Origin of the sequence: Sediminibacterium salmoneum NBRC 103935, from assembly GCF_000511175.1 — a bacterium.
Lineage (GTDB): Bacteria > Bacteroidota > Bacteroidia > Chitinophagales > Chitinophagaceae > Sediminibacterium > Sediminibacterium salmoneum.
Window position 1 is genome coordinate 2,297,350 of the sequence record NZ_KI866530.1, and the last position, 15,068, is coordinate 2,312,417.

General features: G+C 38.9%; 16 protein-coding genes. 6 read left to right on the forward strand and 10 right to left on the reverse strand.

Annotated elements, in window-relative coordinates; translation table 11 throughout:
• Positions 1 to 26: 26 nt before the first annotated feature.
• The 3 genes from P767_RS0110790 to P767_RS16805 form a co-directional block, all read right to left on the reverse strand.
• The gene (locus tag P767_RS0110790; protein WP_051417303.1) at positions 27 to 677 is read right to left on the reverse strand and encodes a peptidylprolyl isomerase; all 651 of its coding nucleotides are present in this window, start codon (positions 675 to 677) and stop codon (positions 27 to 29) included.
• Positions 677 to 2,200 (reverse strand): GH3 family acyl-acid amido synthetase, encoded by a 1,524-nt coding sequence (locus P767_RS0110795; RefSeq protein WP_026764504.1) that lies wholly within the window; start codon positions 2,198 to 2,200, stop codon positions 677 to 679. The genes P767_RS0110790 and P767_RS0110795 overlap by 1 nt, the downstream gene beginning before the upstream one ends.
• Before the next feature lie 67 nt (positions 2,201 to 2,267).
• Positions 2,268 to 3,128 carry a glycosyltransferase family 2 protein gene (locus P767_RS16805; RefSeq protein WP_051417304.1) on the reverse strand — a complete coding sequence of 287 codons (861 nt, stop codon included), beginning with the start codon at positions 3,126 to 3,128 and terminating at the stop codon, positions 2,268 to 2,270.
• 42 nt (positions 3,129 to 3,170) lie between these two features.
• Between P767_RS16805 and P767_RS0110805 the strand changes: the two genes are divergently transcribed.
• The 3 genes from P767_RS0110805 to P767_RS16810 are packed head-to-tail and all read left to right on the forward strand — an operon-like array spanning position 3,171 to position 6,504.
• Entirely contained in the window at positions 3,171 to 3,947 is a 777-nt protein-coding gene (locus tag P767_RS0110805) for an inositol monophosphatase family protein (protein WP_037351749.1), read from the forward strand.
• Between the two features lie 32 nt (positions 3,948 to 3,979).
• On the forward strand, positions 3,980 to 5,011 hold the full coding sequence (thiL, locus tag P767_RS0110810) for a thiamine-phosphate kinase (protein ID WP_026764506.1): 1,032 nt from the start codon (positions 3,980 to 3,982) through the stop codon (positions 5,009 to 5,011).
• A 2-nt stretch (positions 5,012 to 5,013) separates the two neighbouring features.
• Complete coding sequence (locus tag P767_RS16810; RefSeq protein ID WP_084799922.1) at positions 5,014 to 6,504, forward strand: S41 family peptidase; 1,491 nt, start codon at positions 5,014 to 5,016, stop codon at positions 6,502 to 6,504.
• On the opposite strand, the gene P767_RS0110820 is transcribed toward P767_RS16810, so the two are convergent.
• Genes P767_RS0110820 through P767_RS0110840 form a run of 5 tightly spaced genes read right to left on the reverse strand, consistent with a single transcriptional unit; the run spans position 6,501 to position 10,221 of the window.
• The gene (locus P767_RS0110820) at positions 6,501 to 6,887 is read right to left on the reverse strand and encodes a hypothetical protein (RefSeq protein WP_026764507.1); all 387 of its coding nucleotides are present in this window, start codon (positions 6,885 to 6,887) and stop codon (positions 6,501 to 6,503) included. The two genes, P767_RS16810 and P767_RS0110820, sit on opposite strands and share 4 nt — an antisense overlap.
• A 32-nt stretch (positions 6,888 to 6,919) precedes the next feature.
• Positions 6,920 to 8,008, reverse strand: a complete 1,089-nt coding sequence (gene nagA / locus P767_RS0110825) for an N-acetylglucosamine-6-phosphate deacetylase (RefSeq protein WP_026764508.1) — start codon at positions 8,006 to 8,008, stop codon at positions 6,920 to 6,922.
• The gene (locus P767_RS0110830) at positions 8,005 to 8,802 is read right to left on the reverse strand and encodes an amidohydrolase (protein ID WP_026764509.1); all 798 of its coding nucleotides are present in this window, start codon (positions 8,800 to 8,802) and stop codon (positions 8,005 to 8,007) included. Before P767_RS0110830 ends, nagA begins: the two co-directional genes overlap by 4 nt.
• A gap of 22 nt (positions 8,803 to 8,824) precedes the next feature.
• Positions 8,825 to 9,742, reverse strand: a complete 918-nt coding sequence (locus P767_RS0110835) for a lipid A deacylase LpxR family protein (protein ID WP_026764510.1) — start codon at positions 9,740 to 9,742, stop codon at positions 8,825 to 8,827.
• On the reverse strand, positions 9,739 to 10,221 hold the full coding sequence (locus P767_RS0110840) for a regulatory protein RecX (RefSeq protein WP_037351753.1): 483 nt from the start codon (positions 10,219 to 10,221) through the stop codon (positions 9,739 to 9,741). The genes P767_RS0110835 and P767_RS0110840 overlap by 4 nt, the downstream gene beginning before the upstream one ends.
• A gap of 81 nt (positions 10,222 to 10,302) precedes the next feature.
• Here P767_RS0110840 and P767_RS0110845 point away from each other — a divergent pair, with 81 nt between their 5' ends.
• A complete protein-coding gene (locus P767_RS0110845) occupies positions 10,303 to 10,722 on the forward strand; it encodes a response regulator (RefSeq protein ID WP_037351754.1) in 420 nt (139 codons plus the stop codon).
• Between the two features lie 70 nt (positions 10,723 to 10,792).
• Positions 10,793 to 11,908, forward strand: a complete 1,116-nt coding sequence (gene dnaN / locus P767_RS0110850; protein ID WP_026764513.1) for a DNA polymerase III subunit beta — start codon at positions 10,793 to 10,795, stop codon at positions 11,906 to 11,908.
• On the opposite strand, the gene P767_RS0110855 is transcribed toward dnaN, so the two are convergent.
• Complete coding sequence (locus P767_RS0110855) at positions 11,905 to 12,651, reverse strand: hypothetical protein (protein ID WP_026764514.1); 747 nt, start codon at positions 12,649 to 12,651, stop codon at positions 11,905 to 11,907. The genes dnaN and P767_RS0110855 overlap by 4 nt on opposite strands.
• 1 nt (position 12,652) lies before the next feature.
• Positions 12,653 to 13,864, reverse strand: coding sequence for a hypothetical protein (locus tag P767_RS0110860; protein ID WP_026764515.1), 1,212 nt, complete (start codon positions 13,862 to 13,864; stop codon positions 12,653 to 12,655).
• Between the two features lie 199 nt (positions 13,865 to 14,063).
• Between P767_RS0110860 and P767_RS0110865 the strand changes: the two genes are divergently transcribed.
• A complete protein-coding gene (locus P767_RS0110865; protein WP_026750616.1) occupies positions 14,064 to 15,053 on the forward strand; it encodes an IS30 family transposase in 990 nt (329 codons plus the stop codon).
• Positions 15,054 to 15,068: the final 15 nt, after the last annotated feature.

A 15,068-nucleotide genomic window follows, 5' to 3' on the forward strand; every position in this document is an offset into this window, starting at 1 on the left:
TACAAAAATAGCTGATTGGGGCTATTTCAGCGGATAATTGTTGCGCTAATAATTTTATCCAGGCCCGGAAATTTTTTATCCAGATAGGTGTTTCCCCATTTATAAACCGAATCCTGCAGCGGTAGAATTTGCTTTCTGTATTTCCCGTTCAGTTTAAACAAAACATCCATTCCCCTGATTACTTTTCCAAAGGGGGGATAACCGTGAACTCCTTCCCGCATGGTTGTATCCAACTTTGGATTGTCCTGCATATTCACAAACAGTTGTGTAGTTCTGGTATTTTTACCACTTCTTGCAAAAGCAACGATTGATTTGAGGTGTTTTTTTCTGACTGGTTCGTCCGGCAAGCGCTGCTGATCCCATTTATTGTCTTCCTTGGGTCGGCCGGCAATACCGAATTGAACCACATAGTCTTTTTCTACTCTGAAAATATAATTGTTGGTGTAAAACTGTTGCTTGACCAAAGTGTAAAAACGGTCTGCTGCCAGCGGCGCCCAGTTTCGGTATGCCTGAATAATAAAATTGCCCTGAGTGGTTGTAAACAAAACATTCACCGTATCCGGAGCAACAAGATCCTTGTGTTTAATAGATAAATTTTCTTTTTGCTTTTGTGCAAAAGATAACTGGAAGAATATTGGATTCAGTAAGAATAAAGCGGCAATAAGAATTTTTCGCATTAGTTGTTCTTTTCTAAAAACAGATACCAGTCCTGTAACATGGAACCCTTTAAAACCCTGGGGAATTTATGCTGTCCTCCTATTTTACCTTTGCTGAGCATGAAATTTAAAAAGGCATCTTCTTTCAGTACGGTTAATTTTATTTCCCTGAGTGCACTTTTTCGTTCAACCGCATAATCGTCGTTTAATTCATTCAGACAATCATCTATAAAATTACAAAGAGAGTTCACGTCTACATTGTCGTTGCAGGCAACAAACCAGTGATGGCCAAAAAAGTTTCCGGAAGGCACGCCAGCTACCGTAAATTCAGGAATGCTGATATTGAATTTGTCAGATGCCATTTGCACGGCCTTATTCATATTGTCTACACTCAGGTGTTCCCCAACCAGGCTCAGAAAATGTTTGGTTCTGCCTGTAATAATAATTTCAGATCTTTCTTTATCTACAAATCGAACTGTGTCTCCAATCAAATACCGCCAGGTACCGGCAGTAGTACTGATTAACAATGCATAATCTTTCCCTTCCTCCACTTCGTGTAACATTAAAGCTTCCGGATTTTCAATCATATCTCCGTCTGCAGTAAAGTTTTTATCATCGAAAGGAACGAACTCATGAAAAATATGTTCATTGGTTACCAGTCGCATTCCCTTTGCATGCTGGCGATCCTGATAGGCAATAAACCCCTCACTGGCCAGATAAGTTTCTATATAAGTAATCGGCTTGCCCAGCATTTTCTCAAATCCTTTTTTATAGGGCTCAAAACTTACACCGCCATGTACAAAGAAGGCCAGGTTGGGCCAGAGTTCGTGAATGTTATTGAGTTTATAGCGTTCAATAATTTGTTCTACACACATCTGAATCCATGCAGGAACACCAATTAAAAAACCAATATCCCACTGAGGAGCTTTATCAACAATCTCCGCAATTTTTTTATTCCAGTCTTTCTGTTTGGCAATTTTTTTTCCGGGTTTGTAAAATGGCTGAAACCAGAATGGCGCTTTCTTGGCAGTAATACCACTCAGGTCACCGGCAAAATATCCGGGTCCTTTTTGAAGTTCAGTACTACCGCCCAATGTAAGCCATCCTTTACCAATAGATGCGTATGGAATATTTTCGTATTTACTAAGACTTAGCAACTGCTTAATCATCACCATTTTATTGCCCCTTAATAAATCATTCGTTATAGGAATATATTTACTGGCAGATTCACTGGTGCCACTGCTGAGGGCATAGTATTTAATTTTGCCAGGCCAACAGATATCCGATTGCCCCTCAATGGTTTTATGCCACCACTCATTGTAAATTTTATTGTAATTAAAAGTGGGTACAATCTCCTGAAACTTTTTACCCGGATGTTTACTCAATAATATTTCATCAAATCGATACTGCTGTCCGAAAGAAGTAAACCTGGCTTTTTTTAATAGCTTCTTCAATACCCTTAACTGTTCTCTTCTGAGATTGTTTTCAGGAAGCCGAAGGGCTCTCAAAATGGCATTGGGGAGTTTGAGATCAAAGATTGGCATGCGTTCTTTAACAGTTGAGTTACGAAGCTAAACTAAATGAATTATATAAAATATTTTGTGAAAAGGGTTATTTATACTTTTTAGTTATGCGGGAAACAATAAGTATTGTTTGAATAAAAATCTTAAGTAGCCATATCCCTGATTTACCTCCGTACAAATGCGGATATTTATCCAGAAAGATTTTCATAGAACCATAAAAATGATTCAGATAATCGGGATTCTGTTTTGAACTGACTCCTTTAATATGCGTAATAACAGCCGTTCCCAGATAATGGTTTTCTTTCCCCAGTTCCAGAATTCTGAGGCTTATATCAATGTCTTCGCCGTACATAAAAAAGGATTCATCAAAGCCCCCGGCCTGCTTGGCCACTTCGGATGGCATCATCATGAAAGCACCCGCCAGTACGGGCACTTTGTGCACGCCACCGGAATCCAAATGGCCCAATGCATAACTGTTAAAAAAGGGTGAATCCGGAAAACGATCAGCTATTCCGGTTAATTTAAAAACCGATCCTTTTATAGTAGGTATTTCTCTTTTACTTTCCGGTAAAAATGCTCCCTGTATATTTTTCATTTGAACACCCAGTGCCCCTACTTCAACATGAATCTGTAAATACTCAATGGATTGCTGTAAAACATCCGGAGTAAGAAGGGTATCCGGATTCAGAAACAAAACATAATCAGTATTAACCAGTTGCAGAGCCCGATTGTTAGCTTTGGCAAAACCAATATTTGTTGCTTCTGATAACCATTGAACAGCCGGATATTTTGCAGCAAGCAATGCCTGGTCCTCCGGACTGTACTCATTATCCACCACAACAATATCAATCTGAAAAGAATGCCCAGACCGCTGAATGGATGCAAGGCAATGATCCAGGTGATGATATACCCGATAGTTTACAATAATTATGGTTAGTAGTGCAGACACAATATTATTTCAAAGATGCAGAATCTGGGTTACTTTTGCTTCATGCTTAAAGAAACCTTACTAAAAGCCACGGAAGCGGGCGCTGTTGAACTCAGAAGATTTTTTAATGGAAGTTTTGTAATCAGTAATAAAGAAGGCATCAATAATTTAGTTACAGAAGCTGATCATGCAGCAGAGAAAGCCATTATGGATTCCATTCAGTCTGCTTTTCCAGATCATTTTATTTTAAGTGAAGAGTCCGGAGAGTTAAAGCAGGATTCTACCTATAAATGGATTATTGACCCCATTGATGGAACCGTCAATTTTGCCAATGGCATACCCATTTGTTGTGTAAGCATTGGAGTGGAAAAAGACGGAGAAATGATACTGGGCGCTGTTTACAACCCATTTATGAATGAATTTTACTTTGCCGAAAGAGGGCAAGGTGCTTATTTAAATGACAAAAAAATACAGGTAGGAAATAAGACCACACTAATTAAAAGCTGTCTGGTTACCGGATTCCCTTATACCTACCTGGATGCCCCTAACGGACCCTTGCAGGTTTTTGAAAAATTAATCAGAAAGGGGGTTCCGGTAAGAAGACTGGGAAGTGCTGCCATCGACTTATGCTGGGTAGCGGCCGGAAGATTTGATGGATTTTATGAACATAAACTACAGGCCTGGGACAGTGCTGCAGGATTTTTAATGGTAGAAGAAGCGGGCGGTAAAGTAACCGACTTCAAAGGCAATTATTATTCTCCTTATCAGCCTCATATTATTGCAACCAACGGCTTAATTCACGATGAGCTGGTAGCAGTAGTGAATGGAGGTGCATTCTAAAGGAAAATTAAAGGTCATCATAAAAAAGACGTATGGAACAAAGAACAGAAATAGCGAGTTTAGGTGAATTTGGTTTGATTGAACACCTTACCAAAAATGCGGAAACCCAGAATGCTTCTACCATTTTAGGGGTTGGGGACGATGCGGCGGTAATTGATCATTTTGGTAAGCAAACCGTTGTAACCACCGATCTATTACTGGAAGGGATTCATTTCGATTTAATGTATACGCCGCTGAAGCACCTGGGTTACAAAGCCGTGGTTGTAAACCTTAGCGATATTTATGCCATGAATGCAACGCCAACTCAGATAACCCTGAGTATCGGAATCAGCAATCGTTTTAGTTTAGAGGCCTTGAATGAATTTTATGAGGGCGTTTATTTTGCCTGTGAAAAATACGGAGTTGATTTAATTGGCGGGGATACTTCTTCCTCACAGAAAGGATTCATCATTTCTGTTACAGCCATTGGTGAAGTGGCACCCGATACATTCATCAAGAGAAGTACGGCATCAAAGGGTGATTTAATTTGCGTGAGTGGGGACCTGGGCGGTGCTTATCTGGGTTTAACCCTTATGGAGAGAGAAAAGAAAATTTACCAGGAGAATCCCAATATTCAACCAGACCTGGAAGGAGAGAGTTATATAGTGGGTCGCTTACTAAAACCTGAAGCCAGAAAAGACATCATTGAATTCTTTGGAAAAAATGAAATAGTTCCAACCGCCATGATGGATGTAAGCGATGGAATCAGTAGCGAAGTATTGCATATCTGCAAACAGTCCGGTTTAGGAGCGCGCATATACGAAGAAAAACTTCCCATTGCCGATGCCAGCAGAAAAGCAGCATTCAAATTCGGATTGGATCCAACCGTATGTGCATTGAATGGCGGAGAAGATTATGAATTAATTTTTACCATTCGCCAGGAAGATCACGATAAAATTGTACTTAACGAAGAAATCAGTGTAATCGGCTACACAACTGAAATAACGGAGGGTGTGAAATTGCTGACCAAGGGGGGTAATACTTTTGATCTGAAAGCACAGGGCTGGAATGCATTCAATTCTTAAACATGAGCAGACGGCTATGGATGGGATGGGTGCTTCTTTTATTGATGCGTACAATTGTTCCATCACAAACAGTTATTGCCCAAAAATCAGTTAGTTCCTTATCCAAGTTTCCTGTTGCTGAATTAAAAGAAGATGCCATTCTGTTAAAAAAAATTCTGGAAGCCAATCATCCGAGTTTGTATTGGCATACTTCCAAAGAAGAACTGGACAGTAGTTTTAACAGGCTGCTGATTTCCCTGAACGATTCACTCGACGAAATAGCATTCAAAAACAGGATTGCAGGCTGGGTTGCACAAATTAAATGCGGACATACCAGCACATTGTATTCCAAAAGTTTTTTGAAAAATCTAAATCAATACCGCTATCCCAGGTTTCCGCTACAGATAAAGTTCTGGGAAGACAGTGCCGTAGTTTTAAGCAATGGATATACTAAGGATTCCATCATTAAAAGGGGAACCATTATCAAACAAATCAATGGATTGCCCGTTTCCTGGTACAGAAACCGTTTGTTTCAACAAATTTCCAATGACGGCAATGCGGTCAATCATTCCTATCAGGTAATCAGCAATGGTTTTCCGGATTTATACAAACAAGTGTTTGGACTTGACAGTGCTTACCTGATTGGATTTCTTGATTCAAAAGGAAAAAGCGACACCGTATCATTGGGAAACTTTTCGCCGGTTCCCAGAGACAGTTTAATCAAAAGACCTCAACCACCAATAGCAAGACCAGAGATTTCAAAAAGACAAATGCGGCTGTTAAGCATTCGCTCATTAAGTATCGACACAGTTACCCATAGTGCTTACCTGCGGCTTACCAGTTTTAGCAAAGGGAGTCTCAAAAGTTTTTTCAGAAGAAGTTTTAAAAAACTGAAGAAAGAAAATATTCAGCACTTAATTATTGACTTAAGAGAAAACGGCGGGGGAAAAATCAGCAACAGTATCAATTTAACCAGATACCTGACAAACAAACCATTTAAAGTAGCCGACTCTGTTGTGGCTACCAATAGAAAATTAAAATACGGAAAACATATTCAGCATAGCTGGATGTATTGGCTGGCCATGAACCTGGGGGCACATAAAGCAGAAGACGGCAGTATTCATTACCGTAGATTCGAGCGGCACTATTTTCAACCGAATACCAATAATGCATTCAAAGGTCAGGTGTACCTGGTACAAGGCGGATACACATTTAGTGCGGCCACACTGGTTGTAGGGGCATTGAAAGGTCAGGATAATATTAAAGTAGTTGGGGAAGAATCCGGTGGTGGATATTACGGAAACTCGGCTATGCATATTCCTAATATCACATTGCCCAACACCAATATCAGGGTTCGGTTACCGCTTTACAGAATGGTAATAGATAGCAACCGTCCCAAGGGGAGCGGAATTGTTCCGGACATAAAAATACCGCCATCCTCTACTGCCATCCGTGAAGGATGGGATCCGAAAATGGCGGCAATTCTGCAAATGATTCAATCAAAAAACAATTAGTGTTTTTCTCCTGGTTTGCATTTTTCTTTTATCTCATGAAATACATCATGGGTAGCAGTAATTAAAGAAGTTAATTCCTTATCAGATTTTTTTGCTTTAACAGCTGCTTCCACTGCTGTGCATTTCGCAACCAGTTGTTTCAAAATGGGCTTCGCTACTTTTGCGTCATATCCGGCAGGTACTGCACCCGACTCCCATGCTTTTGCTTTTGCCACAAGTGTTGCAACATTTTCCTTTAAGGGTTTTAAATTACCTTCTTCTGCAGCATGAAAGGTTTTACCCATAACGCCGTGAAAATCTTCCATTTGTTTCCAACTTGCTTCCTGTGCATGTGCACTAACAGTGAAGATGGCAGCCAATGCCAGTACCAATAATTTTTTCATGTTTGTTGTTTTATTTACTACCTAAAGTTAGTTTATTCTGCTGCTTTAACACAAGACAATTGCGCATCAAGGGCAATCCAGTCCGCTTTTTGGCCTTGCTTTAACATTCCGGAAATACCTTCTTTTTGAATTACCCTCGCCGGATACAAAGAACACATTCTGATGGCTTCTCCCAATTCAATATTCGCACGCCAATGTAATTTCTGCATGCAAGCCAGCATGGTTAAGGCCGATCCACTTAAAATACCATTGGCTTCGTATTTATCCCCATTCAACTGATGCGGATAAGGACCTGATTGGGTTTCAGTTACTGCATCGGTAATAGCGAATAATCGCTCGCCCATTTGCTTTTTAGCAATTTGTATCGCTTCAAAATCTACATGGTAACCATCCGGTACTATACTGCAGTTGACCATGGGGTGATTAAAAATGGCTCCCACCATCCCGGGGGCGCGGTGTTGTAGTGCACTCATAGCATTGTACAAGTGAGTAGCGGTTGTAATCCCCTGGTTAAAAGCATGGGTAGCCGTTGCATAATCTGCATTGCTATGGCCTGCAGAAACTACAATGCCCCGGGATTGTATATAATCAACCAAATTGGTACTGACCATTTCCGGAGCAAGCGTAATCATGGTAATAACCCCTTTACCATACTCCAACAAAGAAGCAACCTGTTCCAAATTGGGTTGATAAATGTATTCGCTTAAGTGTGCCCCTCTTTTTTCCGGATTGATCCAGGGACCTTCTACATGTAATCCTATGCAACGATTTCCGGGAGTCTGCTTAAACTTTCTTACAGCATCAATACAGGCATGAATTACTTCATGACTATTGGTGGCAACCGTTGGCTGAAACCAGGCTGCTCCGCCCTTGATGCAATAATCCTGCAACAATGCCAAAGCTTTCTCTGTTGGAAAAACACTTAGCAGCTGTCCGCCTGCACCATAAATCTGCAAATCAATCAGTGCGGGAATAATATAAGGATATACCTTTTCTGGTTTTTCGGGTAGCGATACAATTGGCACCATCGAATGAACCTGATTATCTTCCAACACCATTGCATGATTCAACAACCAATCCGTACCCGTAAATAATTTTTCTGCTGCTACAATTTGTTTCATAAATCTTGTTGATAAATAGAAAATGTATCCGCATCTTTCCAGAATGGAAAACGGGTTCTGCAATCCTGCAAATGATCCGGGTTTAATACGTGCGTAGTAATGGCTTCCTCTTGTGCACTGTGATAAAGTACCTGCCCCAGCGGATCCACAATCATTGAGTCACCGCTATGATTAATGCCATTGGCATCTTCACCCACCCGGTTTACCCCAATTACATAACACTGGTTTTCGATAGCCCTTGCCGTTAGCAGCGTTTTCCAGGCATGGTTTCTTCTCTCCGGCCAATTGGCCACATACACCAGCAAATCATATTCAGGAGTATCTGTTATTTGTTGTCTTGCCCAAACCGGAAAACGCAGATCGTAGCAGATTTGCAGATTAATTTTCCAGCCATTCACAGAAGCAATGAATCTTTTATTTCCGGAAGCATAAAACTGGTCCTCACCTGCGAAGGCAAACAAATGTCTTTTATTGTAATAGGCAACCACTCCATTAGGTAATACCCACAAAAGGCGGTTAAAAAATTTTTCTTCTTCCGTTATGATAACCGAACCAGTCAGAATTATTTTCTGCTTAGCTGCCATTTCTTTCATCCACTGAACCGTAGGACCCTCCATGGTTTCAGCCAGTTGAGCAGGATTCATACTAAATCCGGTGCTGAACATTTCGGGCAGGATCACCAGCTGTCCCGACGCAGTCTTTTGCTGTATTTTTTCAGCAAACTGCTTCAGGTTTGCTTCTTTATTTTCCCAGTGTAAATTGCTTTGTATCAGGGTAACAGATAAAGGATGCATAGGGCTGTTTTGAAACAGCAAGTTAATGGATTCGATATTGTAATTGCAGGCCCAGGTAGCGATGTTTTTTCAACTGCTCCAGGGTTTCCCTTGATTGATGCACCAGTTCCAGTTGTGCGGCCCACCTGCCAGCGCTATATGCCAGGCCAAGGGTATGCTGAAATACCCAGCGATGCGGAGTTAGCCTGACAGAAGAATCCGCAGCAGTTTTGCTCCCCCCGGAAATAGTGGCATTATAACCTTGCCAGGTAAACCTGGGATACCAATAGATATAAAATTCTTTTTTGTTATTGCCTTTGATTTCCTGTGCTGCATTCCAAAGCTGACTTTGCTGCGCCGAATTAAGCAAACCGTACACCCATTTGGTTCCCATAGACGCACTCACAAAACCAGTGCCTAATTGTGCGTCGGAAATAAGAATGCCCTTAAATAGCTGCGTATTGACCATTTGGTATGCATACAATGCCGCAGCGTTTAATACCAGCTGATTATTAATTTGATACTTCCATCCCCTAAATTCGGCAAAATTCAACCATCGGTGATAGGTGTTTTGCAGGCCCTCACCTCCTGATGCCGGACCAATAATACCAAGGGTTCCCGACCATTGAAATACGGTTTTTTCTCCTGAAAAACGGGTCTGGCTGAATTGAGCAAAACTGTAGCCGGCATAGGGACGATCTATGTCGGCGGGGGTTCTGGTATTTCTGAACAAAGGGGTGAAAATCTTTTGCCCGATGGTAAACTGGTGAATGCGCCTGGAGGTCAATTTCCCTGGCTTTGCATAACTGTAATGAAAAAAAAGTCCGTTGGTATAATAGGCATCCTCTTTTTTTAACAGATAGGCGTCGTTTTCTGTAGTCAGGCCTATTGACTGCGCTTGCAGAGCCTTTGTACCCGTTACTATCATTAAAATCAGTCCAATTAATTTATAAAGATTCATGGGGCAGATCGGATTTGTTGAATAATGGATTGAACCAACGCAGGCTCAAAGCCCCTTTGCTGCAAAAAGGCTTTTGTTTTAACTACCCTGTGTATGTATTGGTCTTTCTTTAAACTATTCCATTTCGTTTTTATCAGTTTTTCGGCAAGCAAAAGGTAATCCTCATCGGGAATTTCACTCATGGCTTTTCTGATATTGTACTCGCTTACTCTTTTCTGCTTCAGGGCATAGGCAATTTTTATTTTACCCCATTGCTTTTGCCTGAAATGTCCTCCCACAAAGGCTTTGGCATATCGCTCCTCATTCAGATAATCCTCTTCAATTAAGCGGGAAAGCAGTTGCTCAACCGTTGCTTTATTCAGTTTCAGGCTGTACAGCTTTTCTTTTACTTCCTGATGGCAACGGTCCTGGTAGCCGCAGTAGTGCTTCAGCTTCATATAAGCTTTCTCGATGGTGCTATTGGGGTCCGTTGAAAACAACTGTTAGTATTTTTAGGTAAAGTAATTATATTTGTTTCAGGACCCCAAATATCCCCCGGTAAAACTGAAGTCCTGCACAAAATGGCTGTAACACAATACAATGTTTGTTTGATAGACGACGATAAAATCTATCAGTTTACTTCACGAAAAATTTTGGAGTCCACCGGACTTGCCAAGAATATATTGTCTTTTTATAACGGGAGTGAAGCCATTGGATTCTTTAAAGAGAAAGTAGAAAGTGGTCAGCAGGAATTACCGGATGTGATTTTCTTAGACATCAATATGCCTATCATGAATGGTTGGCAGTTTTTAGATGAATACCACAAGTTAATGGAACGGTTTAAAAAGCCGATTTATGTGTATATGGTAAGTTCATCTGTAGACGACTGCGACATTCAGAGATCCAAGGAATACAGCGGGGTTACCGACTATATTGTCAAGCCCATTAACAAGATTAAATACCAGGAGCTGATAGACCGGCTCAACTTCTACAATGGCTGATATTTTGGGTGTAAATTGCTTGTGAAATATCGTCCCTTTACAGTAAGTTTGTCCAGATTAAAACGTTCATATGAAATTTATCGTTTCTTCCTCTTCCCTGTTAAAGCATTTGCAGCAGATCAGTGGTGTAATTAATGCGAATACCGTACTTCCGATTCTTGAAGATTTCTTGTTTGAAATAGAAGATAAAAAATTAAATGTAGTGGCTACCGATCTGGAAACAGTAATGCGTGTTCAGATGGATGTAGAAAGCAAGGCCAATGGCCGGGTTTGTATTCCTGCAAAAATCCTAATGGATTCATTAAAGAATATTGCAGACCAGCCCCTGACTTTTACCATTGATAAAAACTTTGCCGTAGAAATTACCAGCGACAACGGTAAATACAAGGTAATGGGAGAGAACCCCGATAATTTTCCGAAAGAACCCTCTGCAGATGATACCACCAGCTTTAGCATGCATAGCGGCGCTTTGTTAACAGCTATCAATAAAACTTTATTTGCAGTAAGCAACGATGATTTAAGACCTGCGATGACAGGTGTATTTTTTGAGTTGAGTAAAGACGGCGTTCAGTTTGTGGCAACAGATGCGCACAGACTGGTTCGTTACAAGCGCACCGATACGCATGCTACCAAAACCGATTCATTCATTGTGCCTAAGAAGCCTTTGAATTTATTGAAGAATGCTTTACCTGATAATGAAGACGAACTAACCATCAGCTATAACAGCAATCATTTGTTTGTGAAGCATGGTTCTACTCATATGATTTGTCGCTTGATTGATGCCAGATTCCCGGATTATAAAGTGGTGATTCCTGCAGACAATCCTTATAAGTTGATTGTGAACAAATCTTCTTTCCAGAATGCGCTGCGCCGTGTGAATGTATTCTCTAACAAGAGCACCAACCAGGTGGCTTTGAATATTACCGGTGCAGAATTGCAGATGGCGGCGCAGGATGTTGACTTCAGCTTTGAAGGTAACGAGCGCATGAACTGTCAATACGATGGCGAAGATTTACAAATTGCTTTCAATGCGCGTTTCTTAATTGAAATGCTGAACGCAGCAGATACCGACGATGTTAAAATGGAATTGTCTACGCCCACCAAAGCTGGTTTAATTAAACCAACTGAGCAGGCAGAAGGCGAAGACCTTTTGATGCTGGTGATGCCCTTGATGTTGAATAACTAATTTTGTTTTAAATAATGTTGTAATAACAATTTTTCGTTGGGTGAAAGGACTGCTTCTTTGTAAATAAGTTCAATAAATAATTGTCTGGGGGGAATTATCCCATTCATTTCAGTTGAATAAATTGATTTGAAATAAAAACTTATTCTTTGAAGATTCATCTTATACTCCTCATTAACTCTTTCAGATAATGTGTTTTTTATTGAAGGAATTCGATTAGTATAAACAAACATGATTGTGTCTGGGATTGATGGGTTTGTTACTTGTTCTTCATAAAGATAAATACTAGTCAGCGTGTCTTTTGAAAAATTAAGTCGATTTTCAAATAAACGATAACCATCTTTTTCTGTTGGCAGTGGCACTTCTTTTCCTTGCTTAATATAAAAGCCTGTGTTTAATAATAGAGAATCTGCGTTATAAGTAATTCCATTGTCTTGAGCATTTACATTTTTATAATATTTGCCAATATTTTCATTTTCTCTCTTTATAAAATAAGGCTGAGTATAATTTATATTCTCAAAAGTTTCAAGTTTCATATTTGCCGATAATCTATACATAATATGATGATTATTAAAATGCATTAATAAAGTATCCTTTAAATATTTTACCGATATTAATGTATCTGATTTCTCAAAATTTACTGGAAAAGAACTAATAATTTGCAATGTATAATTGGTTGTGTCTTTAGCATTACATGATAAAACACAAATTATACTTGTTATTATAACTATTTGAAGATGTTTCATATTATAAACTATTTAAATTCCAACCAGCATATGCAATAATATTCTTGTGTCGAGGTGTTACAAAGACCGAAACTAGATCTTTAATAATAAAACAATTTCCAACAGGTTTAAAAGTAAAGGTAATACTAAAGCTTAATTCCATTGCAGCAGATGTTACCTCATGATTATTTGCATATTGTTGTGTGAAACTTGGCGTACCAATCCCACTAGAAAATTCAATTCCAATTGCAGGCGGTTCTGAACCCACGAGTCTAATTTCTACATGTTCGAGTGAATGAAATGCTCTTTTATTATTAGCAATCCTTTTTGTCAATCCTTTTTCAATAGAAACGAGTTTCCATGACCCTATTGGTGGAGTAAAACATGTCCAAGGATTCGGGTTCCAATGGAATAAATCTGGTGAGCTTCCTGTCGCGATTTCTGTATAAATATTTTCAAAATTATTTGTTGTTACAGAATTATCAACAACATTATGAAAATCTTGAACTAATTCATTATAATCATCGATGCAAGGCTGAGAAATGCTTCCATCTAAAGAATTTCCTCCACTTAATTCTATACCGATTCCTGGATTTATAAAATCAATAACAGGCAAATAATCACAGGAATTATATAAAAATTGGACACTTAAAATTTCCCCAGTCACTTGATTCCAGGTAACCCAATAAAAGTTCTTGCAATCATTCGTGGTTGTATTTCTATATACGCGTTGTATAGCCTCTTTGGGGTATTTTTGAAGTGAGTTAGTTGAAGAGTATTTAATCTTTTTGTTTTTATAAGTTGACCAACCTTCTATTGGTCTTCTATCGAGTCCAAATTTGATTAACTGTGTATTTGGTGAAATACTATCATAACAGAGTGCATTTTCAATGTTTTCCATTTCATTTGTTAAATAAATACCTCGAAATGTAACCTCTTTTTCATTTTTTTGTAAAACTAAAAATTGATTTTTTAATTTATTTATGTAAAAAATATAAAGATGTACATCATTTTTAGTTACAATTTTTTTAACCCCATCAAAAGATATATTATTCTTTATTTCATCAACGTTATTACTTTCTATTGAATTAAGTTTTTTCTTTTCGAAAGTAATCCACCTATCAATTATTTGATCATAGTTCTCCTGTATATCTAATTCCTTTTTGGGGGAACATGAATTATGAATAACTAAAAGTATAATTAACAAAGCTGTGAGATATGACCATTTTTTCATAGCAGTACATTTTTATTTTTGAATAAATAAAATTGTACCTTTTATCTCAATCATTTATTAGGCAAAAACCTAGATTTTTTGTTTACACTAATAAATTAGAATTTTAATATATAATTTTATTTTTCTATGTTTGTTTATTAACTATTGTTACTCGCATCAAGTTTTTAACGCAACAGTTTAACTAAGTTAAATTGTTGTAATGAATAAATATCAAAGGTTAAGTATCGATGAAAGGGAAATGATAGGCCAATACCTTTCACAGGGCAAAAGTTTACGATTCATAGCTAATAGTTTAAACCGACAGGTAAGCACTATTAGTCGAGAGGTCAAGCATTTTACCAACATTGGAAGTAGGTACAAGCCATGGTTAGCTCAGCATTGTGCGGATTATCTATCCCGGCGAAGGAATGATAAATGCAGGATTGCTACAACACCAAAACTGTATAGCTTTATTGTTGAGAAGCTGAAACTCCGCTGGTCACCCCAGCAAATTAGTATGGAGTTAAAAAAGCGTTACCCAACAAAGAAGTATATGCAAGCCAGTCACGAAACTATTTACACTTATCTCTACATGTTACCCAAAGGTGAACTCCGCAAGGAGCTGATCAGCTATCTGAGACAGAAGAAACGTTTACGGAAGAACCGCAAGTTAGCAACTGACGCAAGGGGTAAAATAGCTGATATGATTAGTATCCATGAACGTCCAAAGGAAGTAGAAGATAGAATCATACCTGGTCATTGGGAAGGCGATTTGATTATGGGTAAAGATCACAAAAGTGCGATTGGGACTATTGTGGAACGAACTACCAGAACCGTTATCCTTGTACCATTAAAAGCAAAGGATGCACCTTCTGTAAGAAAAGCATTTGCCAAAGAACTAAAAACATTACCCAGTCAAATGACTGTAACATTAACCTATGATCGAGGTAAAGAAATGAGCGAACACAAACTCTTTACCAAAGAAACAAATATGCAGGTGTACTTCTGTGATCCTCATAGCCCGTGGCAAAGAGGAACCAATGAAAACACTAATATGTTGATCCGCGACTTTTTCCCTAAACAAACTGATTTTAGTAAGTTTACAAGGAAGGAAATCAAGCATGTTCAAAAGCTCTTAAATGAAAGGCCCAGAAAAACGCTTGACTGGTCAACACCAAAAGAAAAGTTTAAAGAACTATTGTTGCGTTAAAAACTTGATGCTGAG